This is a genomic window from Amycolatopsis sp. DG1A-15b (genome assembly GCF_030285645.1).
GTDB lineage: Bacteria > Actinomycetota > Actinomycetes > Mycobacteriales > Pseudonocardiaceae > Amycolatopsis.
In genome coordinates this window covers 1,116,284-1,142,963 of sequence record NZ_CP127296.1, presented here as the reverse complement: position 1 = coordinate 1,142,963, position 26,680 = coordinate 1,116,284, and the positions used below count along the sequence as shown (strand labels likewise).

7 protein-coding genes are annotated in these 26,680 nt (G+C 74.3%); 2 read left to right on the top strand and 5 right to left on the bottom strand.

Going from position 1 to position 26,680, the window contains the following annotated elements:
• Positions 1 to 16: 16 nt before the first annotated feature.
• The gene (locus tag QRY02_RS05275; RefSeq protein WP_285990357.1) at positions 17 to 1,174 is read left to right on the top strand and encodes an MFS transporter; all 1,158 of its coding nucleotides are present in this window, start codon (positions 17 to 19) and stop codon (positions 1,172 to 1,174) included.
• Positions 1,175 to 1,268: 94 nt separating this feature from the next.
• Positions 1,269 to 2,477, top strand: a complete 1,209-nt coding sequence (locus QRY02_RS05270; protein ID WP_285990356.1) for a hypothetical protein — start codon at positions 1,269 to 1,271, stop codon at positions 2,475 to 2,477.
• Here QRY02_RS05270 and QRY02_RS05265 read toward each other — a convergent pair.
• From QRY02_RS05265 to QRY02_RS05245, 5 genes are read right to left on the bottom strand one after another with little or no spacing between them, the layout of a single operon-like run.
• Positions 2,443 to 3,648, bottom strand: coding sequence for a cytochrome P450 (locus QRY02_RS05265; protein ID WP_285990355.1), 1,206 nt, complete (start codon positions 3,646 to 3,648; stop codon positions 2,443 to 2,445). The two genes, QRY02_RS05270 and QRY02_RS05265, sit on opposite strands and share 35 nt — an antisense overlap.
• Entirely contained in the window at positions 3,645 to 4,898 is a 1,254-nt protein-coding gene (locus tag QRY02_RS05260) for an MFS transporter (protein WP_285990354.1), read from the bottom strand. Before QRY02_RS05260 ends, QRY02_RS05265 begins: the two co-directional genes overlap by 4 nt.
• On the bottom strand, positions 4,895 to 25,006 hold the full coding sequence (locus tag QRY02_RS05255; protein ID WP_285990353.1) for a non-ribosomal peptide synthase/polyketide synthase: 20,112 nt from the start codon (positions 25,004 to 25,006) through the stop codon (positions 4,895 to 4,897). Before QRY02_RS05255 ends, QRY02_RS05260 begins: the two co-directional genes overlap by 4 nt.
• 49 nt (positions 25,007 to 25,055) lie before the next feature.
• Complete coding sequence (locus QRY02_RS05250) at positions 25,056 to 26,414, bottom strand: serine hydrolase domain-containing protein (protein ID WP_285990352.1); 1,359 nt, start codon at positions 26,412 to 26,414, stop codon at positions 25,056 to 25,058.
• Positions 26,415 to 26,463: 49 nt separating this feature from the next.
• On the bottom strand, positions 26,464 to 26,664 hold the full coding sequence (locus tag QRY02_RS05245) for an MbtH family protein (RefSeq protein ID WP_013224966.1): 201 nt from the start codon (positions 26,662 to 26,664) through the stop codon (positions 26,464 to 26,466).
• Positions 26,665 to 26,680: the final 16 nt, after the last annotated feature.

Below are 26,680 nucleotides of genomic sequence, written 5' to 3'. Positions count from 1 at the left end.
GGGTGACGGAGGTGCGATGTCCGGGTTGACGCGGTACCTGACGGCCGCGGTGCTGGCCCGCGGCGCCGACAGCGGCGCCTCGGTCGGGCTCCTCCTGCTGGTCGCCGACCGGCACCAGTCCGCGGCCACCGGCGGGTTGCTGATCGCCGCGCTGACCGCACCGCACCTGGTGGGCCCGTGGCTGGCCGTCCACCTCGACCGCGCCCGCGACCGGCGCCGGCTGCTGGCGCTCGCGTACCTGGTGTACGGGGTCGCACTGACCGCGGGTGCGCTCGCGACCGGCCGGCTGCCCACGGCCGCGGCCCTCGCCGCGGTGGCGGTCGCCGGCGCCTGCGGACCCCTGCTGACCGGCGGCTTGAGCAGCGTGCTGGACGACCTCGGCCCCGGCCGCCGCGGCCGCGGCTGGGACGCGCTGACCTACGGCGTCGGCGGCACGGCCGGCCCGGCGGCGGCCGCGACGCTCACCGCGGTGGCCGGCCCGCTCGAGGCGGTGCTCGCGCTGGCCGGCACGGCGGTGGCCGCCGGTGCGCTGGTCGTGACGCTGCCGCTGGCGGGCCGCGCGCGCCCGGCGGAGGCCGCGAGCCTGCGCGCCGGGCTGGCGGTGCTGGTGCGGCGGGGGCCGCTGCGCCGGGTGACGCTCCTGACGGTGCTGGCGGCGGTCGAACTGGGGGCGCTCCCGGTCGTGGCGGTGCGCTTCGGCGCGGAACTGCGCGGCACGGCCGCGGCGGGGGCGACGCTGACCGTCGTGTACGGCGCGGGCAGTCTCCTGGGCTCGGCCCTGGTGACGGCGTGGCCGTTGCGCGGCGAGCCGGAAGTGCTGACGGCCCGGCTGTTCGCGGCCATGGCGGTGGCCACGGCGATGTCGGCGTTCGCTCCGGCCTACGCGGTGGCGATCGCCGGGTTCGCGGTGCTGGGCCTGCTGAACGCGATGGCGTTCACGGCCACCCTGTCCGCCCGCGGCGCGTACGCCCCGGCGAGCGCGCAGGCCCAGGTGTTCGTGACGAGCGCGGGCTTGAAGGTCACCTCGGCGGCGGCCGGAGCGGCCCTCGCGGGCGCGGCGAGCGGCCTGGGCGGCCAGGCGCTCCTGCTCGCCGCGGCCACGACCACCGGGCTGGCGGTGGTCGCGGCCTGGGCGGACGGAAAGCTCGCGCCCGCGTTCGCCCCAACGCATTGACCCATTCGCCGCCGTCCCCGTTTTCTTTTCGACAGCGGAATCCGGATCCCGCGGGGCCGCTATGCTCACCGTCCTGCCACGCAAGGGAGGGCACGTGCCGGATTTCATGAGGAACCCGCCGAGATTGATTCACGATTTCCCGCCCTTGCCCGGAGATTTGCCCACCATCACGCAAGTGAACGAAGTCTTCGGCGTCTCCCGCGACCTGCCGCTGAACTACGTCGAGCGGGACAAGGTCGGCAACAAGCTTTTCCTCGCTTTGGCGCAGAACCACCACATCGTGATCCACGGTTCGTCCAAGCAGGGCAAGACCTGCCTGCGGAAGTGGAACATCAAGAACCGCGCCCTCGACTCGATCAAGACGAAGACGCTGATCGTGCTCGAAGGACTTCCACTACCTCCCCAACAAGGTCCAGCACTCGTTCTCCGATCGCTCAAGGGCTACTTCGACTACTCGGATCGCCGGTTCGTCATCATCGGCGTCTGGCTCGACGACAACAAACTCTTGCGCTACAACGGTGATCTCGGCGGTCGTATCTCCACCGTCAACGCCGACAAGTGGTCCCGGCCGGAACTCGAGAAGGTGATCTCGTCCGGGGAAGAACTGATCGGCATCACCTTCGACCGCGACTTCAAGGAGCACATCCTCGACAGCTGCCTGGACAGCGTGTGGGTCGTGCAGCAGGCCTGCTACCAGGCCTGCATCGAGCAAGGCGTGATCAGCGACGCCAACGAAGGCACGACAGTGGGGTCGCTCGAACACGCGAAAAAACTGATGGACGGGATCGTCCAGGATCAGGCCAGCCGCGCGGAAAGCTTCATCGACAGTTTCTCCGCCGGCCCGACCACCATGCTGACCAACATCTACCGCTGGACGATCTTCACCGTCCTGGCGTGCGACATCGCCCGCCTCGAAGGCGGCCTCAGCGTGGCGGAGATCGCCGAATTCATCGGGACCTTCGGTGCCCCCGTGGATCCGAACCTCAGGGATCTGATCCGCGAGCTCCCGGAGATCTCCGAATTCCAGATGCACCACCTCGAGATCAGTCCCATCGTCCTGGACTACGACTTCGGAGCTCGGCGGCTCAACGTCGTCGACCGCTCCTTCCTGCTGTGGCTCAGCGGCCAGAACCGGGTGGACATCCTGCGGCAGGCCGGGATGCCCGGCAACTCGCTGCGACGATGGCAGCGCGACGTCCACGACCTGCCGAACAGCCACCACAAAGGCGCGGCGCACCCGCGGAAACCCGTGCGTGCGCCGCGGCCGGTCAGGCCCGCTCCACGTCCAGCGGCAGATGCCTGACGCTGACGATCACCGACGGGTTCTGGAACTCCACCGGCGCGTCCGTGGCGACCGCCAGGTCCCGGTACCGCTCGAACAGCACCTCGAACGCGATCCGGCCCTCCAGCCGCGCCAGCGGCGCGCCGAAGCAGAAGTGGATGCCGTGGCCGAACGTCAGGTGCGGGTTGGGGTTCCGCGCCGGGTCGAACGAGTCCGGCCGGTCGAAGAACGCCGGGTCCCGGTTGGCCGCCGCCAGGTCCGCCATCACGATCGAGTTCTCCGGGATGCGGTGGCCGCCCAGCTCGATCTCGCGGGTCGTGCGGCGGCCCAGCTCGGGGAACGGCGGCAGCATCCGGAGCACCTCCTCCAGCGCCGCCGGCAGGCCGGCCGGTGACGACCGCAGCGCCGCCGCCGCGGCCGGGTTGCGGTCGAACGTCACCACCGCGTTGCCCAGCAACGCCGTCGTCGTGATGTGGCCCGCGATCAGCAGCAGCGCGACGAACCCCACGATCTCCTGGTCCTCGAGGCGCTCGCCGTTGAACTCCGCCGCCACCAGCCGGCTCGTCAGGCCCGGGCCGGGGTGGGCGCGGTGGTGCCGGATGTGGTCGAGGATGTAGGCGTTCATCTCGCGGATCGTCGGGGCGATCGCGTCCAGGGCGCGCTGGATGTCCGCCATGTCGGCCGACTCGCCCAGCTGGTCGCCGCTGAAGAGGACCTGGGCCCAGCGGGTGAACAGCGAGCGGTCGGCCACCGGGACGCCGAGCAGCTCCGCGATCACGATGATCGGCAGCGGGTACGCGAGGGCGTCGACGACGTCGAAGCGGGACGCCCCGGCGACCTCGTCGAGCAGCTTGCCGGCGATGGCCCGGATCCGCGGCTCGAGGCCGGCCACCACCCGCGGGGTGAACGCCTGGCTGACCAGGGTGCGCAGCTTGCGGTGATCCGGCGGGTCCATCCCGACGAAGTTGCCCTTGCGGAAGGTTTCGAAGTCCTCCTGGACCGGGGTGAGCCCGCTGAAGTCCGACGAGAACACCGCCGGGTCGGACAGCACCCGTGAGACGCCCGGGTGGTCGAGCACCCGCCACAGGCCCCGCTCTTCGTCGTGGTGCACCGGGCCGCGCTCGCGCAGCTCGGCCGAGCGCGCCAGCAGGTCTTCGAAGGCGAACGCGACGCCGGATTCCTGGGTGGTCATGATGTTTTCTCCTCGGTCGTCGTCGGTTGGGATGCGGGGACGAGGGTGTCGCTGCGGGGGAAGCGGCGCAGGGTCGGGCTCACCGTGACGACCAGGGTCACCAGTGCGATTCCCGCGGCGCACAGCACGACCGCGCCGGTGCCGGGGAACGCCTGCACCACCAGGCCGCCGAAGGCGGGCCCGGTCGCCGCGGACACCCCGCCGATCACGCCCATCACGCTGGTCAGCCGCCCGCGCAGCCGGTCCGGGGTGAGCAGCAGCTGGTAGGTCCCGATCGTCGTGTTGGCGGTCGGCGGGAGCAGGGCCATGGCGACGAACAGCGCGCCCAGCAGGTAGCCGTCGTGGATCACGGCCGCCAGCGGGGTCAGCAGGGTCAGCACCCAGAACACGCTCATGATCGACACGTACGGGCTGAGCCGCCGCTGGAGGTAGGGCGCGATCAGCGACCCCACCACTCCGCCGACGCCGAGCATCGCGGCCATCACGCCGATCTCGCCCGAGGTGACGCCCCGCTCCTTGGCCAGCACGATGATCACGATGTAGTAGGCGCTGAAGAAGAAGTTCAAGCTCACCGCGCACGCCACCGTGACGCGCACGTGCCGTTCGCTCCACACCCAGCGCAGCCCCTCGGCCATCTCCCGGCCGAGGTGCCCGCCCTCCAGCCGGGCGGCCTCGCGGCGCGGCGCCCGGACGAACGTCAGCGCGACCAGCGAGATCAGGTGGACCAGCACGTCGAAGGCGAACGGGACGGCCCGCCCGATGCCGTAGAGGAACCCGCCGACCGCGGTGCCCGACAGCTGGCCGAGCGCGCCGCGCGCGGAGTTCATCGCCACCGCCGTGGGCAGCTGGGCCGGGGGCACGACCCCGGCCAGCATCGCGCCTTCGGCCGGGCCGAACAGCGACCGGCAGCAGCCCATCACCGCCGCGACCGCGATCAGGTGGGGGATGCGCACGCCGTCCCACCAGATCGCCACCACCAGGCTCGCCACCGCCACCGAGTACGCGGCCTCGCAGCCGAGCAGGATCTTCTTGCGGTCCCACCGGTCCGCCAGCGCGCCCGCGGGCAGCCCGGCGACCAGCTGGGCCATCGCGTCGACGCCGAGCACCAGCCCGGACAGCGCCGGCGAACCGGTCACCGCCAGCACCAGCAGCGGCAACGCGATCATCGACGCGCTGAACCCGGCCTCCGACAGCGCCTGGCTGCCCCACAGCAGCCGGTAGTTCCGGTTCCGCGAAAGGCGCGTGGTCACCGCCGCTCCTTCCGGCTGTCGGCGGCGATCCGCCTGAGCGCGGTGGCGAAGTCGCCCACCACGGCTTCGACCGTCGCCCGGTCGTGGCGATCGGGCTGGTGGATCAGGGAAAACACCAGCTCGCCGTCCTGGACCGCGCCGACCAGGTCGAGCAGGTACGGGCGGTGCTCGGCCGGGTCGTGGTCGAGGCCGAGCGAACCGCGGGCCGCCGCGAAGAGGCTTTCGGACGTCGCCGCCGCCCCGGAGTCGTCCCACTGGCCGAGGTAGTTGAACGAGATCTGCGGCTGCGGCCCGGTTTCCGCGAGCTGCTTCCGGACGTCCGGGTCGCCGAGGTGGCGAAGGGCGCCGTAGCCGAACCCGTTGCCCGGCACGGCCCGCAGCTGCTTGCGAACCGACTTGACCAGCGTCCGCCAGTCCGGGTCGTCCGCGCCGTCGACCGAGAGCGCCACCGGGTAGAGGGTGGTGAACCAGCCGACGGTCCGGTTGAGGTCGACGCCGTCGAGGACGTCTTCCCGGCCGTGGCCTTCGAGGGCTATCGAGACGTCCGGCCGTCCGGTCCACCGGGCCAGCGCCCACGCCAGGGCGGCGAGCAGGACGTCGTTGACGCGCGTGCGGTACGCCGACGGCGCCGAGCGCAGCAGGGCGTTGGTGTCGTCGGCGTCGAGCGCCACGGTGACCTCCGCCGAGCCGGTGCCGGTGGCGTCGTGGTCCACGGGCAGCTCGCCCGAGGCGGGCAGGCCGGTCCAGTACGCCAGCTCGTCGTCGAAGCCGCCGGCGCGGACGTGGTCACGCAGGCGGTGCGCCCAGTCCCGGAACGACGTCGTCCGCGGGCCGAGGTCGATCGGGACGCCGCGGGCGGCCTGGCGGTAGGCGGTGTCGAGGTCGTCGAGCAGGATGCGCCAGGAGACGGCGTCGACCACGACGTGGTGGGCGGCCAGGAACAGCCGCGGCCGCCACGCCGGATCGGCGGTGACCAGGACCGCCGTCAGCAGCGGGCCCCGCGCGAGGTCGAACCCGGCGTGGACGGCGTCGGCGATCCGCTCCAGCGCGGCCGCCCGGCCGGCCGCGGGCTCGGCGGTCAGGTCCTCGTGGCGCAGCCCGGGCACCGGCTCGACGTCGGCGTTGTGCTGGCGCCAGCCCCCTTCGGTGCGGGTGAACCGCATGCGCAGGGCGTCGTGGTGGGTCCACACCGCGGCCAGCGCCCGGTCGAGTGCGCCGGCGTCGAAGCCGTCGGCGAGCTCGACCAGCATCGACTGGTTGAAGTGGTGCGGGTTGACGGTGTGGGTGGCGAAGAACCAGTCCTGGATCGGGGTCAGCGGTAGCTCGCCGACGACCGGCCCGTCCGCCGCCGCTTCCTCGGCCACCGCGCCGGCTTCGGGGGCCAGCGCGGCGACGGTCTGGTGCAGGAAGATGTCCTTGGTGGACACCCGCAGCCCGGCCTGCCGGGCGCGGGACACGACCTGCATGCTGAGGATGGAATCGCCGCCCAGCTCGAAGAAGTTGTCGGCGGTGCCGACCCGGTTCAGGCCGAGGACCTGGGCCCAGATCTCGCAGAGCGCGCGCTCTGCCGGGGTCACCGGCTCGACGTGGCGGGTGGCCGGCTCGGCCGCGGCGGCGACCACGGGCAGGGCGCGGCGGTCGACCTTGCCGCTCGGCCCGAGCGGCAGCGCGGGCAGCTCCAGCAGCGCGGCGGGCACCAGGTGCCCGGGCAGCGACCGGCTCAGGAACTCCCGCAGTTCGCCGGCGCCGGCCTGGCCGGCCCCCGGTTCGGCGACGAAGCAGGCGACCAGGCGCTTGTGGCCCGACTCGTCCTGCTGGACGGCGGCCACCGCGGCGGCGACACCGGGGTGGCGGGTCAGCGCCGCCTCGACTTCGCCGAGCTCGATGCGGAAGCCGCGGACCTTGACCTGGTCATCGGCCCGGCCGGTGAACTCCAGCTGCCCGGTGGCGGTCCACCGGACGACGTCGCCGGTGCGGTACATCCGCTCCCCCGGCGCGCCGAAGGGGTTGGCGGTGAACCGGTCGGCGGTCAGGCCCGGCCGGTCGAGGTAGCCGCGGGCCAGGCTCGGCCCGGCGACGTACAGCTCGCCGGCCACGCCGATCGGCACGGGTTGGAGGGCGGCGTCGAGCACGTAGCCGCGGGTGTTCGGGATGGGCCGGCCGATCGGCGGCGGCGTGCCCGGTTCCAGCGGGTCGCTCCAGGTCGCGACGATCGTCGATTCGGTGGGGCCGTAGGCGTTGATCATCCGCCGTCCGGGTGCCCACCGGTCGACGAGCTCCGCCGGGCAGGCGTCGCCGCCGACGACGAGGGTGCGCAGGTCCGGCAGGTCGGTGGCGGGCACGGTGGCCAGCGCGGCGGGCGGGATCAGGGTGTGGGTGATCCGGTGGGTGGCGAGGAACTCGGCGAGGGGTTCACCGAGCAGCGGCTCGGGCGGGACGACGACGAGCGCGGCGCCACTGGGCAGCGCCAGGCAGAGTTCCAGGACGGCCGCGTCGAAGCTGGGCGAAGAGTAGGCCAGGACCCGGTCCCCTTCGGTGACCTGGAGGTGTTCGGCTTCGGCGGCGGCGAAGGAGGCCAGCCCGGCGTGGGTGACGACCACGCCCTTGGGCCGGCCGGTGGAGCCGGAGGTGTAGATGACGTAGGCGGGGTGCTCGGGGCGGACGGGGACCGGCGGGAACGGCTCGGCCGAAGCAGCGGCGGACGCGGCCGGCTCAGCCGAAGCGGCGCCGGGCACGGCCGGCTCGGCCGAAGCGGCGGCGGACACGGCCGGCTCAGCCGAAGCGGCGCCGGGCACGGCCGGCTCGGCCGAAGCGGCGGCGGACACGGCCGGCTCAGCCGAAGCGGCGCCGGGCACGGCCGGCTCGGTCGAAGCGGCGGCGGACACGGCCGGCTCAGCCGAAGCGGCGCCGGGCACGGCCGGCTCGGTCGAAGCGGCGGCGGACACGGCCGGCTCAGCCGAAGCGGCGCCGGGCACGGCCGGCTCGGTCGAAGCGGCGGCGGACACGGCCGGCTCAGCCGAAGCGGCGGCCAGGACCGAAGCCTCGCCCACGCCTCCCGGCGCCGCGGCCGCCGCGGTGTCGAACAGCCTCGGGTCGTCGAGCGCCAGCACCTGCACTCCCTCGGGTGCCGGGGGCGCCACGCCCTCCAGGGTGAGGACCAGGGCCGGGCGGGCGTCGGCGAGCATGAACGTGATGCGCTCGATCGGGTAAGTCGGGTCCACCGGCAGGAAGGCCCCGCCCGCCTTCAGGACCGCGAGCTGCGCCACCACGATCTCCACCGAGCGCGGCAGGGCCAGGGCCACGATCCGCTCCGGGCCGATGCCGCGTCCGGCGAGCACCCGCGCCAACCGGGACGCGCGGCTCTCCAGCTCGGCGTAGGTGAGGGACTCGCCCGCGATGACCGCCGTCGCGTCCGGCGTCCGCCGCGCGCGGGCCGACACCAGCTCGGGCAGCGTCCGCGGCTCCACCGGGACGGCCGTGTCGTTCCAGGCACCCAGGACCAGGTCGCGCTCGGCCGCGCCGATCAGCGGCAGCCGGGCGAGCGGCCGGTCCGGGCTGTCCGCGACGCCCGCCAGCAGGACGCCCAGGTGCGTGGCCAGGCGGTCGATCGTGGCCGCGTCGAACAGATCCGTGTTGTACGTCAGCGCCGCCCGCAGGACTCCGCCGTCCGGCTGGAACTCCAGCGTCAGGTCGAAGTTCGCCGCCGTCGCCGGCTGGGGCAGCTCCTCGGTCTCCAGGCCGGGCAGCCGGGCCGCTTCGCGGGGACTGTTCTGCAGCACCACCATCACCTGGAACAGCGGCGTCCGGCTCGGGTCCCGGCCGGGCTGCACCGCGTCGACGACCCGGTCGAACGGCAGGTCCTGGTGGTCGAACGCCGCGCGGACGCCCGCCGCGACCTCGTCGAGGAACGCCGTGAACGCCACGTCCGGGCGGACCCGAGACCGCAGCACCAGCGTGTTGACGAAGAACCCGACGAGCCCTTCGAGCTCGGGGCGCTCCCGGCCGGAGGTGACCGTGCCGACGGCCACGTCGTCCTGGCCGGCCCAGCGGCCGAGCAGCACCTGGCAGGCGGCGACGAGCGTGGTGAACAGGGTCGTTTCCCGCTGCCGGCTCACCTGCTCGAGCCGCGCGGTCACCGCCGCCGGGACGACGATCTCGCGCGTCGCGCCGCGGGTGGTGCGCACCGGCGGCCGGGGCCGGTCGGTGGGCAGCTCCAGCGGGGTGAGGTCGCGCAGGCGCTCGGCCCAGTAGTCGACCTGGCCGGCCAGCACCCGCTCGGCGAGCCGGCCGCGTTGCCAGGCCGCGAAGTCCGCGTACTGCACCGGCAGCGGCGGCAGGTCCGCCGGTTCGCCGCGCAGCGCGGCCGCGTAGAACGCGCCGACCTCTTCGGCGATCAGCCCGTTCGACCAGCCGTCGGTGACGATGTGGTGCACCGCCACGGTGAGCACGTGCTCCCGCGGGGCGAGCCGGATCAGCTTGGCACGCAGCAGCGGCCCTGCACTGAGGTCGAAGGGTTGTTCGCCGTCGGCACGCAGGATGTTCGCGAGTTCCTCCTCGCGAGCGTCGACGACCGGCAGCGGAACCGGCGACGGCGGGTGCACGACCTGGACGCCGTGGCCGTCGGCCGAGCCGAACGTGGTGCGCAGCGGCTCGTGCCGGGCGACCAGCGCGGTGAACGCCCCGGCGAGCGCGTCGACGTCCAGTGCGCCGCGCAGGCGCACCGCGGAGCTGGTCACGTACTCGGTGCCGCCCGGCTCGAACTCGTCGAGGAACCACAGCCGCTGCTGGGCGAAGGACTGCGGCAGCTCGCGGTCACGGGGCACGGCCGGGATCGGGTCCTTGGCGGTGGCCCCGACGGTTTCGATCGCGGCGGCGAGGCGGGAGACCGTGGGGTGCGCGAACACCGCCCGCGGCGACAGCGACACGCCGCATTCGGCCAGCAGCCGGGACACCAGCCGGATGCTGAGGATCGAGTCGCCGCCGAGCTCGAAGAAGTTGTCCTGGGCGCCGACCCGTTCGACGCCGAGCAGCCGCTGCCAGATCCCGGCGACGGCGCGCTGGGTCGCGGTGGCCGGCTCGGCGTAGGGCCGCTGCGACGTCACCGGGCCGTCCGGGGCGGGCAGCGCGCGGCGGTCGACCTTCCCGTTGCGGTTCAACGGAAGCGCGGCCAGCACCAGCACGGCGGCGGGCACCATGTACTCCGGCAGGGACGCGGCCGCGTGGCCGCGCAGGCCGGCCGGGTCCGCGGTCCGCCCGGGGGTGAGGACGACGTGCGCGATCAGTCGCCGGGTGCCGGCGGCGTCCGCGTGCACGCTCGCGACCGCCTGGGCGACCGCCGGGTGGGCGGCCAGCACGGCCTCGACCTCGGCGAGCTCGATCCGGAACCCGCGCAGCTTGACCTGGTCGTCGGAGCGGCCGAGGAATTCCAGGTCGCCGCCGGGACCGCGCCGGACGACGTCGCCGGTGCGGTACATCCGCTCACCCGGCGCGCCGAACGGGTCGGGGACGAACCGCTCGGCGGTCAGGCCGGGCCGGCCGAGGTAGCCGCGGGCCAGGCCCGCGCCGGCCAGGCACAGTTCACCGGGCGCCCCGGCGGGCAGCGGGCGCAGCTCGGCGTCCACCACGTAGGCGCGCATGCCGTCGAGCGGACGGCCGATCGGCACGGGTGCGGGGACGACCGCCCCGCCGGTCATCCGGAACGAGGTGGCGAAGGTGGTCGTTTCGGTGGGGCCGTAGCCGTCGACCACGACGAGGTCGGGGCAGGCGGCCTGGACCGCCCGCACCACGGCGGGCGGCACGACGTCGCCGCCGGTCCACACCTCGCGCAGGCCGCGCAGGCAGTCCGGGGCGTCCTGGGCGAGCAGCCGGAAGAGCCCGGCGGTCAGCCACGCCGCCGTCACCCCGTGCGCGGAAACCGCGCGCCGCAACGATTCCACGGTGAGGTCGGGCCCGTCGGGCAGGACCGTCGCGCCGCCGTTGAGCAGCGGGACCCACAGTTCGTAGGTGGAGGCGTCGAAAGCCAGCGGCGAGTGCGCGAGCACCCGGGTGTGGGCGCCGCCGGCGAAGCGGCCGTCCTGGGCCAGCGCGGTGATGTCGCGGTGGCGCACGGCGACGCCCTTGGGGACGCCGGTGGAGCCGGAGGTGTACATGACGTAGGCGAGGTTTTCGGGCGCCACGGAGCATTCCGGTGCGGTCCGCGACCGCTGCCCGCCCACGGTCCGTACCGGTCCACTGTGGACGGCTTCGGCGGTCGGCACCCAGCTGTCGCCGGACACCACGACCGACACCCCGGCCTCGGCGAGCACGGCCCGCAGCCGCTCGTGCGGCGCCCGGGTGTCCAGTGGGACGTAGGCCGCACCCGCCTTGAGCACGGCGAGTTCGGCGACGACGTGCTCGACCGACGGCTCCAGCAGCAGCCCGATCCGGTCTTCGGCGACGACGCCCAGGCCGGCCAGCTGCGCGGCCAGGTGGTTCGCCCGCTCGTCGAGTTCGGCGTAGGTCAGGCTGCGGTCGCCGGCGAGCACGGCGACGGCGTCCGGACGGCGCCGCACCTGGTCGGCGAACAGCGCGGGCACCGTGGACGGCGTCCCGGCGGCGCCCGGGCCGTGGGCGTCCGCGAGCACCCGGGCGCGCTCGGCGGCGTCGACCCACGGCACCCGGGCCAGGGGCCGGTCCGGGTCGGCGGTGACGGCGTCGAGCAGCCGGGCCAGCCGGTCGGTCAGGGCCGCCGTCGTGTCCCGGTCGAACAGCGCCGGGTCGTAGGCGAGGTCGAGGGCGAGGCCTTCGTCGAGGGACGCGCGCAGGCACAGCGGGAAGTTCGTGGCGTCGGCCGAGCCCACTTCGACGACCCGGGGCGCACCCGCGGTGGCGGGTTCGCTGATCGGGTAGTTCTCGAACACGACCATGCTGTCGAACAGGTTCTGCCCCGCCGGGACGTCGCTGAGCGGGCGCAGCCGGGCCAGCGACACGAAGTCGTGGTCGCGGGCCTCGCTCTGGGCCGTCTGCAGCTGCCCGAGCCACCGCGCGACCGGCTGGGTGCCGTCGACGCGGACGCGGGTGGGGATGGTGTTGATGAACAGCCCGATCATGGTTTCGACGCCGGCCAGGTCGGCCGGGCGGCCGGAGACGGTGGTGCCGAAGACGACGTCACGGTCGCCGGAGAACATCGCCAGCAGCAACGCCCAGGCGCCCTGCACGACGGTGTTGACGGTGAGGCCGTGGGTCCGGGCGAACTCCCGCAGCCGCAGCGTCGCGGCCGGCGGCAGCTCGATCCGGACCGAATCGGTGGACCGGGACTGGTGGGCTTCGGCCGGCGGGCGGTCGTAGGGCAACGCGGTCGGCGCGTCGAAGCCGGCCAGGGTGTCCCGCCAGAACGCGTCGGCCGCGGCCTGGTCGCGGCCGGCCAGCCAGCCGAGGTAGTCGCGGTACGGGCGCCGGGTGACCAGGGCGGGGCGGACGCCGGCGGTCGCGGCGGCGTACTGCTCGCAGGCTTCGGCGAAGACCTGCGCGGAGCTCCAGCCGTCGAACAGCACGTGGTGGGAGGTCCACACGAGGTCGACCTCGTCGCCGGGGAGGGCGGCGATCGTCAGCCGGGTCAGCGGGGCCCGGGTGAGGTCGAACGGCACGGCCCGGTCGGCCGCCAGGGCGTCCCGCAGGGCGGTTTCCCGCTCGGCCGGCCCGAGGTCGCGCCAGTCGTGGTGGGTGACCGGCAGGGTCGCGGCGCGGTCCACCACCTGCACGGGCTCTTCGACACCCGTCCAGACGAGCCGGGTGCGCAGCACCGGGGTCCGGTCGACGACCCGCTGCCAGGCCGCGGCGAGCGCGGCGGGGTCGGCGACGCGAGCGAGCCGGATGCGAACCTGCTCGAAGTAGGCCGGGGACCCGGCATCGACCAGGGTGTGGAACACCATCCCGGCCTGCAGCGGGGTCAGCGGGTAGACGTCCTCGACCGCACGGCCGTCGCCGGCCACGGTGTCCAATTCGGCCGCGCTCAGCCGGGCCAAGGGGAAGTCCGACGGCGTGCGGCCTCCCGCGCCCGGGGTGGCGCAGTGCGCGACGATCTCGCGCAACGCCGTGAGGACCTGCTCGGCGAGCCCGCGCACGGTGTCTTCGCGGTGCACGCCGGGGGCGTAGGTCCAGGCGAGTTCGAGCCGGCCACCGTCGACGATGCCGACGACGTCCAGGAGGGCCGTGCGCGGCCGCTCGGGGTCGATGTCGTCGCCGAGGTCGCCACCCCAGCCGCGGTACAGCCCGCCGTCGTCGCCGCCGGCGGTCCACTGTCCGTGGTAGTTCAGGGAAATCTGCGGCACCGGGTCGTCGTGCCGCCGCAGCGCGCCGTAGCCGAGGCCCTTGCCGGGGACGGCTCGCAGCTGCTCCTTGACGGCCTTCAGGGTCGATCCCCAGTTTTCGGTCGCGGGGAGGGTGAGCGCGACCGGGAACTCGGCGGTGAACCAGCCGACCGTGCGGGACAGGTCGAGGTCGTCGAAGATTTCCTCGCGGCCGTGCCCTTCCAAACCGACGAGGACGCGTTCGCGGCCGGTCCAGCGGGCCAGTACCCGGCCGAGCGCGCCGAGCAGGACGTCGTTGATCTGCGTGCGGTAGACCTCGGGGACCTGGTGCAGCAGGGCGTCGGTGGTGGCGGGGTCCAGGCGGACGGTGACCGTGCGGGCACTTCCGGCGGTGTTCTCCCCCGTCGCGTCCACCGGCAGGTCCGGGTCGACTCCGTCGAGCGCTTCGGTCCAGTACGGTTGTTCGGCGTCGAACGCGTGCCCCGCGAGGCGGTCCGCCCAGCGGAGGAAGCTGACCGGCGCCGGGCCGAGGTCGGCCGGCTGCCCGGAAACCACCTGGCGGTAGGCGGTTTCCAGGTCGTCGAAGAGGATGCGCCAGGACACGCCGTCGACCACCAGGTGGTGGACGACCAGCAGCAACCCCGGTGCCTGCCCGGGAGCGGTGATCAGCGCGGCCGCGACGAGCGGGCCGCCCTCGACCCGCAGCGCCGCCCGAGCCTCGGCCGCGACCGTGCTGATGTCCCCACCGGACACGTGCCGCAGGGCCGGGATTTCCGCGTCGGGCCGGAACTCCTGCCGCCACCCGTCCTCGGTGCGGGTGAACCGGGTGCGCAGGGCGTCGTGGCGGGCCAGCACCGCGCCCAATGCGGTTTCCAGCGCGGGAACCGAGACGGCCGGATCGAGCTCGGCGAGCGTGGACATCGTGAAGTGGTCGTGGTGGCCGGTTTCGAAGAACCACCGCTGGATCGGTGTGAGGGGCGCCGAGCCGGTGAACCCGGCTTCGGGCTCGGCGGCCGCTTCGGCGCCCGCGACGAGCGCGAGTTCGGCGATGCTCTGGTGGCGGAAGACGTCCCGGGAGGTCAGGCGCAGGCCACGGCGCCGGGCCCGGGAGACGACCTGGATGCTGAGGATCGAATCGCCGCCGAGGGCGAAGAAGTTGTCGTCCACGCCCGGTTCTCCGACGCCGAGGACGTCGGCCCAGATTTCCGCCAGCAGCCGTTCGGTGCCGGTGCGCGGGGCGGTCCGGCCCTCGGCCGGGGCGGGGTGGACGGCGGGCGCGGGCAGTGCCCGGCGGTCGACCTTGCCGCTGGTGGCCAGCGGCAGCCGGTCCAGGGGGACGAACACCGACGGCACCAGGTGGTCGGGCAGGGTCGACTTCAGCGCCGTCCGCAGCCGGGCCGGGTCCGCGGCGGACCCGTCGGCGGGGACGACGTAGGCGACGAGCCGGGCGTGGCCGTCGTCGCGGCGGGCGACGACGACCGTGTCGGCGACCTCGGGCAGGGCGCGCAGTGCCGCCTCGACCTCGCCGGGCTCGATCCGGAAGCCGCGGATCTTGACCTGGTCGTCGACGCGGCCGAGGTATTCCAGGTAGCCCTCGGCGGTCCAGCGGGCCCGGTCGCCGGTGGCGTACATCCGGCTGCCCGGCGGCCCGAAGGGGCTGGCGCGGAAGCGGTCCGCGGTCAGCCCGGGCTGGTTCAGGTAGCCGCGGGCCAGCTGGACGCCGGCCAGGTGCAGTTCACCGGGCACGCCGATCGGTGCCGGGCGCAGCCGGTCGTCCAGGACGTAGGCCCGCACGTTCCCGAGCGGGCGGCCGATCACCTCGCGCGCGGTTTCGCCGATCCGGCAGAGGGTGGCGTCGACGGTGCACTCGGTCGGCCCGTAGAGGTTGAACGCGGTGACGCCGTCGAGGTCGCTCAGCTCGCGCCACAGCGCTTCGCCGACGGCTTCCCCGCCGATCAGCAGCACCGGCGGGCGGTGTTCCCCGAACCCGGCGTCCAGCAGGTGCCGGACGAACGACGGCGTCGAGTTGACCAGGTCGATCCCGTGCTCGGCGACGTACCCGGCCAGCACGCCCGGATCGAGCCGGGTCTCGGCGTCGATCACGTGCAGCTCGTGCCCGGCCGTGAGCATCAGCAGCACGGTTTCCCAGGACGCGTCGAACGAGAACGCCGCGGTCAGCGCCACCCGCAGCCGGTCCTTCCCGGCCGCGGCGGTGAAGAGGCCCGCGTGGTCGACGGCGAAGTTGGCGAGCGCGCGGTGGCCGACGAGCACGCCCTTCGGAGTTCCGGTGGAGCCGGAGGTGTAGATCGCGTAGGCGGCGTGGTCCGGGGTGAGCGGCGCAGGGCGGTCGGCGTCGGTGAGGTTCGTGTCCGCTTCTTCCGCGACGACCGGCTCGGTGAGCACCAGCACCGGCCGGGCGTCGGCCAGCAGCGCCTCCCGCCGGCGGGCGGGCAGCTCGGGGTCCAGGGGCAGGTGGGCGGCACCGGCCTTGAGGACGGCGAGCATCGTGACGACCAGGTCGGCCGAGCGCGGCAGGGCGACCGCCACCAGCTGCTCTGGCCCGGCACCCCGGGCGACGAGCACCCGCGCGACCCGGTTGGCACGGGCGTTCAGCTCCGCGAACGACAACGCCGTGCCGCCGCAGACCAGGGCGGTCGCGTGCGGGGTCCGGGCGGCCTGGGCCTCGAACAGCTCGACGACTCCCGCGTCCGGCACCGGCCGGCCGGTCGCGTTCCACGTCTCGACGACGAGAGCGTGCTCGGCCGCGGGCAGCAGCGGCAGTGCGTCGACCGGCCGGTCCGGGTCGGCCACGACGGCGGTGAGCAGCACCGTGAGGTGCTCGGCGAACCGCCGCATCGTCGCCGCGTCGAACAGGTCGGTGTTGTAGTTCAGCAACCCCCGCAGCCCGTCCGGGCGCTCCTCGAACTCGACGCTCAGGTCGAACCCGGCGGTGGTCATCGGCAGGGTCAGTTCCCCGGCCGTGAGCCCGGTGAGGGCGGGCAGGCGGTTGCCGGCGTTCTGCAGGGTCACCAGCACCTCGAACAGCGGGGTGCGGCTGGGGTCGCGGTCGGGGCTCAGCTCGTCGACGATCCGCTCGAACGGCACTTCCTGGTGGGCGAAGGCGTCCAGGACCGTCCGGCGGATGGCGCCGAGCAGCTCGCCGAAGCCCCGCCGTCCGTCCACCTGCGACCGCAGCACGACGGTGTTGACGAAGAGGCCGACGAGGTCCTGGACCTCCGGGTGGTCGCGGCCGGAGGTCACCGTGCCGACGGCGACGTCGTCCTGGCCGGACCAGCGGCGCAGCACCAGCTGGCAGGCCGCGACCAGCGCGGTGAACAGCGTCGTGTCGCGGTCGCGGCTCAGCCGGCGCAGCCCGGCGAGGGCCTCGGCGCCGAGGGTGAACTCGTGCTCGGCGCCGTTCGAGGTCCGGGTGGCCGGGCGCGGGCGGTCGGTCGGCAGGTCCAGCGGGCGCAGGCCGTCGAGCTCGTGGCGCCAGAAGCCGAGCTGCTCGTCGAGGAACTCGCCGGTGAGGCGCTCGCGCTGCCACGCCGCGAAGTCCGCGTACTGGACGGGCAGCGGCGGCAGGGTGACCCGCTCGTCGCCGTAGAGGGTGGCCAGCTCGCCGGCGAGGACGCCCATCGACCAGCCGTCGGTGATGATGTGGTGCAGCGACAGCACGAGCGCGTGGTCGTCCGCGGCGAGGCGGACCAGCCGCGCCCGCAGCAGCGGGCCCCGGGCGAGGTCGAACGGCCGGGCGAGGTCGTCGGCCAGCAGCCGCCGCAGGTCCTCCTCCGCCGTCGACGAGCCGGCGAGGTCGGTGACCGGCAGCGCGAGCTGCCACGGCTCCCCCACGACCTGGCGGGGGCGTCCGTCGACCGCCGGGAACGTGGTGCGCAGCGACTCGTGCCGGGCGATCAGCGTGGTGAGCGCCCGGCCGAGCGCGTCGGGCCGCAGGTCGCCGCGCAGCCGCACGCCGAAGACCGTGACGTGGTCGGTGCTGCCGGGCGCGAAGTCGTCGAGGAACCACAGCCGCTGCTGGGCGAAGGACAGCGGCAGCTCGGCGTCGCGGCCGGCCGGGGTGATCGCCGCGGACAGCGGCGTGGCGGACGCGGCCGGCAGCGCGGCCGCCAAGCCGGCCACCGTCGGGTGGTCGAACACCGTGCGCGGGGACACCTCGACGCCGAAGGCCTCTCGCAGCGCGGAGGTGAACCGGATGCTGAGGATGGAATCCCCGCCCAGCTCGAAGAAGTTGCCGTCGGCCCCGACGCGCTCCAGGCCGAGCGTGGCGGCCAGCACCGTCGCGACCGTGCGTTCGGCTTCGGTGCGGGGTTCGGCGAACTCGGTGCTTTCCGGCCCCGCCGCGGCGGGCGCAGGCAGCGCGCGCTGGTCGAGCTTTCCGTTGCGGGTCAACGGGAGTTCGTCGAGCGTGACGAACGCCGATGGCACCATGTAGTCCGGCAGCGACCGGCCGAGGTGCTCACGCAGCCGCGCCGCGCTCGGCGGGGCGTCCGGTGTCGCCGGGACGACGTAGGCGACCAGCCGCTTGCGGCCGGGTTCGTCCTCGCGGGCCAGCACCGCCGCCGAGCCGACGTCGGTCAGGGCGAGCAGGGTGGCTTCGATCTCGCCCGGCTCGATCCGGAAGCCGCGGATCTTCACCTGGTGGTCGGCGCGGCCGTGGTAGCGCAGGGCACCTTCGCGGGTGCGGGACACGCGGTCACCGGACCGGTACATCCGGGACCCGGGCGCGCCGAACGGGTCGGCGACGAACCGGGCGGCGGTCAGCCCCGGGCGGCCGAGGTAGCCGCGGGCCAGGCCGTCGCCGGCGACGTAGAGCTCGCCGGGCACGCCGGCCGGGACCGGGTTCAGGTCCGGATCGAGGACGTACCCGCGCAGGTCGGGCAGGGCGGTGCCGATGAGTCCCGGCGCGTCCACTGTGTCCCTGTCGGACCGAAGGTCGTGGTGGGTGACGTGCACGGTGGTTTCGGTGATGCCGTACATGTTCACCAGCCGCGGCGCGCGGTCGCCGTGGCGGGCGAACCAGCCGGCCAGCCGGCGCGTTTCCAGGGCCTCGCCGCCGAAGATCACGTAGCGCAGCGCAAGCCGGCCGCCGGCTTCGGGATCGTCCTCGTCGGCCCGGATGAGCTGGTAGAACGCCGACGGCGTCTGGTTGAGCACGGTGACGCCCTCGTCGGCCAGCAGGCGCAGGAATTCCCGCGGCGAGCGGGACACCGCGTGCGGGACGACGACGAGCCGGCCGCCGTGCAGCAGCGGGCCCCAGATCTCCCACACGGAGAAGTCGAACGCGTAGGAGTGGAACAGCGTCCAGACGTCGTCCGAGCCGAACCCGAAGCGGGCGTCCGTCGCGGCGAACAGGCGCGTGACGTTGCGGTGCGGGATCACCACGCCCTTGGGCAGCCCGGTCGAGCCGGAGGTGTAGATGACGTAGGCGGGGTGGTCGGGCGTGCAGCGCGGCGGCGGGTCGGTCTCGGGGCCCGTCTCGACGTCGACGTCTTCGGGTGCGAGGACGGCGACGGGATCGGTGTCGGCGCACATCCGCTCGACGCGTTCGGCCGGGGTGGCCGGGTCGATCGGCAGGTAGGCGGCGCCGGCCTTGAGCACGGCGAGGATGGCGACGACCTGCTCCGCCGAGCGCGGCAGGCGCAGCGCGACGAACCGCTCGGGCCCGGCGCCGAGCTCGATCAGCCGGTGCGCCAGCCGGTTCGCCCGCGCGTTGAGCTCGCCGTAGGTCAGGCAGACGCCGTCGGCGGTGAGCGCGATCGCCTCCGGCTGCGCCGCGACCCGGGCGGCGAACAGCTCGGTGATGGTGGGGGCGGGCAGCGACGCGGGCCGGTCGGCGGTGAGCCCGGCGCGGTCCTCGGCCGACAGCCACGGCAGCCGGGCGATCGGGCGGTCCGGGTTCTCGGCGATCCCCAGCAGCAGGGTCTCCAGCCGGGCCGCCATGGCCACGGCGGTCTCCTCGTCGAACAGCGCCGGGTCGGTGCCCAGCTCGAAGCCGAGGCGCCGGTCGACGTAGGCGCGCAGGGTGACCGGGAAGGTGGTGGCGTCGAGGGCGGTCACCTCGCGCAGCGTGACGCCCGCCTGCGCGGCGGCGTCCTCGTCGAAGGGGTAGTTCTCGAACGCGACCATGCTGTCGAACAGGTTCTCCCCCGGCGGGACGTCGCTGAGGGCGCGCAGCTTCCCGAGCGCGAGGAAGTCGTAGCGGCGGGCCTGGTTCTGCTCGTCCTGCAGCCGCCGCAGCCACGACAGCACCGGCTCGCCGCGGTCGATCCGCGTCCGGGTCGGGATGGTGTTGATGAACATCCCGATCATGGTCTCCACGCCCGGCAGGTCGTCGGGCCGGCCGGAGACGGTGGTGCCGAACACGACGTCGGGTTCACCGCTGGAGTGGGCCAGCAGCAGCGCCCAGGCCCCCTGCACGAGCGTGTTGACGGTCAGGCCGTGGCGCCGGGCCACGTCTCGCAGCCGACCAGTGTCCTCTGTGGACAAGGACGTCCGGACCGTCCGCGACGAGCGCGTCCGGTGTGCGCTCGCCGGGGACCGGTCCCACGGCAGCGGTGTCGGCGCGGCGAAGCCGGACAGCACCGTGCGCCAGTGGTCTTCGGCCGCGGTGACGTCCTGCGCGGCGAGCCAGCCGAGGTAGTCGCGGAACGGCCGGTGGGCCGGCACGCGGGGCACCCGGTGCTCGGTGATCGCGGCGTACTGCTCGCACACCTCGGTGAAGATCCGGGCCAGGCTCCAGCCGTCGAGCACGATGTGGTGGGAGGTCCACATCAGCAGCACGCGGTCGTGGGTCAGCGCGATGATCGCCAGCCGCATCAGCGGGGCGGTGGTGAGATCCAGGCCCGTGGCGGCGTCGTCGGCCGAGAGCCGGTCCAGCTGGGCGGTCTGCTCGGCTTCGGACAGGCCACGCCAGTCGTGGCGGGTGATCGGCACGACCGCCCGGTGCCGCACGACCTGCAGGGGATCCTCGACGCCCTCCCAGACGAGTTCGGTCCGCAGGACCGGGGTGCGGTCGGCGACCTGCTGCCAGGCCTGTGCGAACGCGTCGGGGTCGCGAACACCGTCCAGGAGCATCCGTGCCTGGTCGACGTAGGCGTCGGCGGTGGGATCGAGCAGGCTGTGGAACAGCATGCCCGCCTGCAGCGGGGTCAGCGGGTAGATGTCGTCGACGTCGTGGCCGTCGCCGGCAATTCTGTCCACAGTGGATTGATCGAGCCGGGCGAGCGGGAAGTCCGACGGCGTGCGGCCGCCGCTGCCGGGCCGTGCGCAGTGGGCGACGATCTCGCGCAGGCCCGCGAGCATCGCCTCCGCCAGCTCGCGGACGGTGTCTTCGTCGTTGACCTGGTCGGAGTAGGACCAGGTCAACGACAGCGCGCCGGACTCGACGACGCCGGTGACGTCCAGCTGGTAGGTGCTTGCCTCGTCCGGGGCGATGTCGGCGCCCGGGCTGTCGTGCCGTCCGCGGAACAGCCCGTGGTCACCGGCCTGGGCGTCCCAGCGGCCGTGGTAGTTGAAGCAGATCTGCGGCAGCGGGAACGCCTGCAGCGCGTGTCCGGGCGCGCCGGGCTCGCCGAGGTACCGCAGGGCCTCGTAGCTCAGGCCGCGGCGCGGGACGGCCCGCAGCTGCTCCTTGACCGCCTTGAGGGTGGCGCCCCAGTCCCCCGACGGCGGCAGGTCGAGCGCCACCGGGAACTGCGTGGTGAACCAGCCGATGGTGCGGGAAAGGTCGACGCCGTCGAGGACGTCCTCGCGGCCGTGCCCCTCCAGGGCGATCAGGACGCCGTCTTCCCGCGTGCGGTCGGCCAGTGCCCGCCCGAGGGCGCTCAGCAGCACGTCGTTGACCTGGGTCCGGTAGGTCGCCGGGACGCGGTGCAGCAGCGCGTCGGTGTCTTCGGCGCCGAGGGTCACGGTCAGCGTGCGGGTGGAGCCGGTGGTGCCGGCGCCCGCGTGGTCGGCCGCCAGCGCCGCCGGGACCCGGCGCGCCACCCGCGTCCAGTGCTCGAGGTCGTCGTCGAACCCGCCGGAACGGACGTGCCGCTCCAGCAGGTGCGCCCACTGGGTGAAGGGCGTGGCGGTGGCCGCGAGCCGGACCGGCGCCCCGGCGGCGACCTGGCCGTAGGCGGTTTCGAGGTCACCGAGCAGCAGCCGCAGCGAAACGCCGTCGGTGACCACGTGGTGCACGGCCAGGAACAGCAGCGGCGGCCGGGCGCCGCGGACGAGCAGCGCCGCGCCGGCGAGGACGCCGGTGGCCAGGTCGAGGCCGGCGCGCACCTGCGCGGCCGCGGCCTCGACACCGGCGCGCTGCCCGGCGTCGCCGAGCGAGGACAGGTCCCGGATCCGCAGGACGCCGGTTGGCGGCTCCGGCGTGACCTCCTGCCGCCACTGCCCGTCGACGGTGAAGAACCGGTTCCGCAGGGCGTCGTGGTGGGCGACGACCGCGTCGAGGGCGGTCCGCAGCGCCTGCGGGTCGACGTCGGCGGGCAGCTCGAGCAGCTGCGACATGGTGAAGTGGGCCAAGGGCCCGTGGGTGGCGAAGAACCAGTGCTGGATCGGGGTGAGCGGGGCGGGGCCGGCGACCGGTCCCGCCGCCGGGGCCTGGACCGCGGCGGTCTGCACCGCGGTCGCGAGCCCGGCAATGGTCTGGTGCAGGAAGATGTCCCGCGAGGTGAGCCGCAGGCCGGCCTGGCGGGCCTGGGCGACCACCTGGATGCTGAGGATCGAGTCGCCGCCGAGGCCGAAGAAGTTGTCCTCGACGCCGATGCGGTCGTTGCCGAGCACTTCGGACCAGATCGCCACCAGCTGGTGTTCGACGGCGGTGCGCGCGGGCACGTAGGCCTGGCCGCTGTCCGCCGGGGCGTCGGGGGCGGGCAGGGCCCGCCGGTCGACTTTGCCCTGCGGGGTCAGGGGGATCGCGTCGATCGGGACGAACGCCGAGGGCACCAGGTAGTCCGGCAGCGTGGCCCGCAGGGCGGCGCGCAGCTCGTCGGCGGTGGGCGGCACCGGTCCGGCGCCGACGACGTAGGCGACCAGCCGGGCGTGGCCGCCGTCCGGCCGGTGGGCGACCACGACGGCCGCGGTGACCCCGGGCAGGCGGACCAGCGCGGCCTCGACCTCGCCCGGCTCGACCCGGAAGCCGCGGATCTTCACCTGGTCGTCGAGCCGGCCCAGGTACTCCAGCTGCCCGTCCGCGGTCCAGCGGGCCCGGTCGCCGGTGCGGTACATCCGCTCGCCCGGCGCGCCGAACGGATTGGCGACGAAGCTGCCGGCCGTCCGGCCCGGGCGCCCGAGGTAGCCGCGGGCGAGCTGCGCCCCGGCGAGGCACAGTTCGCCGGGCACCCCGGCGGGCACCGGCCGCAGGTCCTGGTCGACGACGTAGGCGCGGGTGTTGGCCAGCGGACGGCCCAGCACCGGGCGGGCCGTTTCGCCGACCCGGCAGGAGACGGCGTCCACTGTGTACTCGGTGGGGCCGTAGAAGTTGTGCGCCACCGTGACTTCGGCGCCGGCGAGGTCCCGCCAGAGGGTGTCGTCCAGGGCTTCGCCGCCGAGCATCAGGATCTTGGGCCGGTGCCGCGGGTCGGTCAGCAGCCCGGCGGGGATCAGCCGGCGCAGGTAGGTCGGGGTGAGGTCGAGGAAGTCGATCCGGCGTTCGGCGATGTGGCCGACGAGGGCGTGGGCGTCGAGCCGGACCTCGTCCCCGATCAGGTGCAGCTCGTGGCCGTCGGCCATGAGCAGCGGGCCTTCCAGGGACGTGTCGAACGACAGGGTGGCGGTCAGCGCGACCCGCAGCCGCCGTCCGGGCGCGGCGAAGTCGTGGCGGTGGTTGAAGAGCAGGTTGGTGAGGTTGCGGTGCGGGACCGCCACGCCCTTCGGGCGGCCGGTCGACCCGGACGTGTAGATGACATAGGCCGTGTTGTCCGGCCGCAGCGGCGCCCGGCGGTCGGCGTCGGTGAGGTCCGCGGCGGAGTACTCCTGGTGCGCGGCGGCGATTTCCGCCGTTCCGAGGACGAGGGTGGCACCGGCGTCCCGCCGCAGCAGCTCCTTCCGGTCGGCGGGCAGCGCCGGGTCGATCGGCAGGTACACCGCCCCCGCCTTCAGCACCGCCAGGAAGGCCACGATCGCCTCGGCCGTCCGCGGCAGCTCGAGCGCCACCACCCGCTCGGGGCCGGCGCCCAGCGCGACGAGGTGGCGGGCCAGGCGGTTGGCCATCGCGTTGAGCTCGGCGAAGCTCAGCGCGATGTCCCCGGCGACGAGCGCGGTCTCGTCCGGGCTGCGCTGGGCCTGCGACTCGAACAGCTCGGTGACGGTGGCCGCGGGCACGTCCAGCGCGGTGTCGTTCCAGCCGGTGAGCAGCCGGCGGCGTTCGTCCCCGGTCAGCAGCGGCAGCTCGCCGACCGGGCGCCGCGCGTCGGCGGCAATCGCGGTCAGCAGCACGGTGAGGTGCTCGCCGAGCGCGACGGCGGTCCGCTCGTCGAACAGGTCGGTGTTGTACTCCAGCGAGCCTTCGAGCGCGTCCGCGGCCGGCTGGAACTCGACGGTGAGGTCGAAGTTCGCCGCGCGGCGGGCCACCTCGACCGGCTCGGCCGTCAGCCCGGCGAAGTCCGCCTGCCCGCCCTGGCTCCCGTGCAGCAGCACCATCGCGTCGAACAGCGGGTTGCGGCTGGCGTCGCGGTCGAGGCGCAGGGCTTCGACGAGCTTTTCGAACGGGGCTTCGGCGTGCTCGAAGGACTCCAGCACGGTGGTGCGGACGGCGTCGAGGAACGTCCCGAACGGCGCGGACCGGTCCACAGTGGACCGGATGACGACGGTGTCGACGAAGAAGCCGACCGTCCGCTGCAGTTCGGGCCGGTTCCGGCCGGACACCACGGTGCCGACGGCGATGTCGCTCCGGCCGGTGTAGCGGGCGAACAGCACCTGGCAGGCCGCGACCAGCACGGTGTAGAGCGTGGTGTCGTGGAGCCGGGCCAGCTCGGCCAGTCCCGCCGCGACGCCGGCCGGGACGCTGAAGCGGTGCACGGCACCGGCCGTCGTGCGCACGGCCGGGCGCGGCCGGTCGGACGGCAGGTCCAGGGGTTCGACGCCGGCCAGCTGGGTCGTCCAGTAGGCGAGGTGCCGGTCGAGGGCGGGTCCGGCGAGCCGGTTCCGCTGCCACACGGCGAAATCGGCGTACTGCACCGCCGGTTCGGGCAGCTCGGCGGCTTCGCCGCGCACGGCGGCTGCGTACAGCGTGCCGAGCTCGCCGACCAGGATGCCCATCGACTCGCCGTCGGTGACGATGTGGTGGGCGGTGATCAGCAGGACGTGGTGCTCGTCGGCGACCCGCACCAGCAGCAGCCGCACCAGCGGGCCGCGGCGGAGGTCGAACGACCGGCCGTACTCCGCCTCCAGCACCTCGTCCAGGTCGGCCGGCCGCAACGCGGGGTCGGTGGTCAGGTCGACCGTCCGCACCGGGATCTCCGGATCGGCGTGGACGACCTGCAGCGGGGTGCCGCCGGTGTCGTCGACGGTCGTGCGCAGCGACTCGTGCCGCGCCACCAGCCGCGCCAGTGCGCCGGTGAGGGCGCTCGTGTCGAGCGGCCCGGTCAGCCGCAGCGCCACGGCGCTGTTGTACTCCGCGTCCCCCGGGCGGAACTCGTCGAGGAACCACAGGCGCTGCTGGGCGAACGACAGCGGCAGGGCGTTCTCCCGCGGCGCCCGGCCGATCACGTCGGACCGCTCCGCCCGCCCGGCCAGCCGGCGCTTGAGCGTCTCCCGCAGTTCCGCGGGCAGCGCGTCGATGCGGCTCTTCCTCGAGGTGGTCATCGCTTTCGTTTCCTCACAACGCGAGTCGGGTGGTGCGGGGGGCGGGAGATCAGGAGGCGCGGCGGCGGCGCCGCGCGACACGGCCCCCGGCCTGCATGGCGCTGACGGTGCCGGTGGCCGGGTCGGTCAGGAAGCGGCCGCCGATGATCCGGCGGCCGGTGCCGGGTTCGCGCACCGAGAACGACCCGTCGCGCAGCAGCGCCAGCTCCGGGTAGACCTCGCCGTCGACGACGAGCACGGCGCCGCCGTCCGCGCGGACGTCCACCTGGTACTCCAGGTCGCCGTTGGTGTAGCGGCCGGTCAGGTCGGCGGCCGGGCGCGCGGCCCGGTCGAGGTCGTGGGGCAGCTCGTAGTCGCCGACCGGCAGGCCATCGGCGCGCAGCGCCGCGACCAGGTCCGTCCACAGCGCCGAGCCGGTGCTCCCGTTGGTGGTGAGCGCGACGACCCGGCCGTGCTCGGCGTCGATCCGCAGGTGGCAGGAGGTGCCGTCGGCGGTGCCGTCGTGACCGGTCCAGTCCGCGTCGGCGCCGCGGTAGCCGGCCAGGCCGAGGCCCCAGCCGTCGGCCAGCCCGAACGGCTCCGCCCCCGGCACCGGGCGGCGCATGAGGTCGATCAGGTCCGCCGGCAGCGGGCCGTCGCCGCCGCAGCACATCAGGCCGAACGCGGCGAGGTCCCCGGCGCTCAGCGCGAGCGCCCCGGCCGCGGCCTCCGCGGGGGTCAGGGTCTGCGCGACCGGCCGGGCGCGGCCGGTCGCCGCGTGCACGGCGTGCCCGCTGAGGTGGGCGGCGGTCCGGCGCCGCGCACCCGGCTCCACGACGAACGCGGCCTCGATGCCGAGTTCGCCGAGCAGCATCGTGTCCATCGCCTCCCACCAGCTCATCCCGGTGATGGCCTCGACCAGGTAGCCGGTGAGGACGTACCCGACGTTGGAGTAGGAGAAGCCCAGCCCGGGCGGCTGGACGAGCCCGGCGTCGCGGCAGGCTCGCAGGTACCGGCGGGCCGAGCCGGCCCCGTCCGCGGCGGCGCCGAGCGCGGCCGGCAACCCGCCGGTGTGGCTCAGCACCTGCCCGACGGTGGGTCTGCCGACCTGCGGCCCGAGGCCGTCCAGGTGCTCGCCCAGCGGGTCGTCCGGGTCGAGGTCGCCGTCGGCGACGAGCAGCATCGCCAGTGCCGCGGTGAACGCCTTGGTGATGGACCCGACCGGGAACTTCGCCTCGGCGGTGATCTCGCCTGCCGTGGCCGACGCCGTCCGGCCGCCGTCGTGGACGACCAGCTGGGCGGCCGGGACGCCGTGTTTGTGGGCGAGCCCCGCGAGCAGCCGCTGGAGCCGGCCGTCGGCGGGCGACCGCGGGTCCGGGACGTCCCGGACCACGGGTATGGACTGGGAAAACGTCGAAGGAGAGGGCATCAGAGGGGACCTTCCGCGTCGGTTCGGTGGGTCGGGGAGCGCCGCCGGCTCAGCCGTCGGCGGCCATCTGCCGCTGCAGGCTCAGCGGCCGCATGTCGGTCCACACCTCGTCGACGTGGTCCATGCACTCCTGGCGGCCGCCGCGGAAGCCGTCGGCGCGCCACCCCGCGGGTACCTCGTTGGCCACCGGCCACAGCGAGTACTGGCCCTCGTCGTTGACCAATACCTGGAATTCGGCGTCGTCCTGCATGGGGATTTCCTTTCCG

Coding starts and splice junctions, on each gene's coding strand:
- QRY02_RS05245 (WP_013224966.1), bottom strand. CDS start 26,664: ATGCAGGACGACGCCGAATTCCAGGTATTGGTCAACGACGAGGGCCAG.
- QRY02_RS05250 (WP_285990352.1), bottom strand. CDS start 26,414: ATGCCCTCTCCTTCGACGTTTTCCCAGTCCATACCCGTGGTCCGGGAC.
- QRY02_RS05275 (WP_285990357.1), top strand. CDS start 17: ATGTCCGGGTTGACGCGGTACCTGACGGCCGCGGTGCTGGCCCGCGGC.
- QRY02_RS05255 (WP_285990353.1), bottom strand. CDS start 25,006: ATGACCACCTCGAGGAAGAGCCGCATCGACGCGCTGCCCGCGGAACTG.
- QRY02_RS05265 (WP_285990355.1), bottom strand. CDS start 3,648: ATGACCACCCAGGAATCCGGCGTCGCGTTCGCCTTCGAAGACCTGCTG.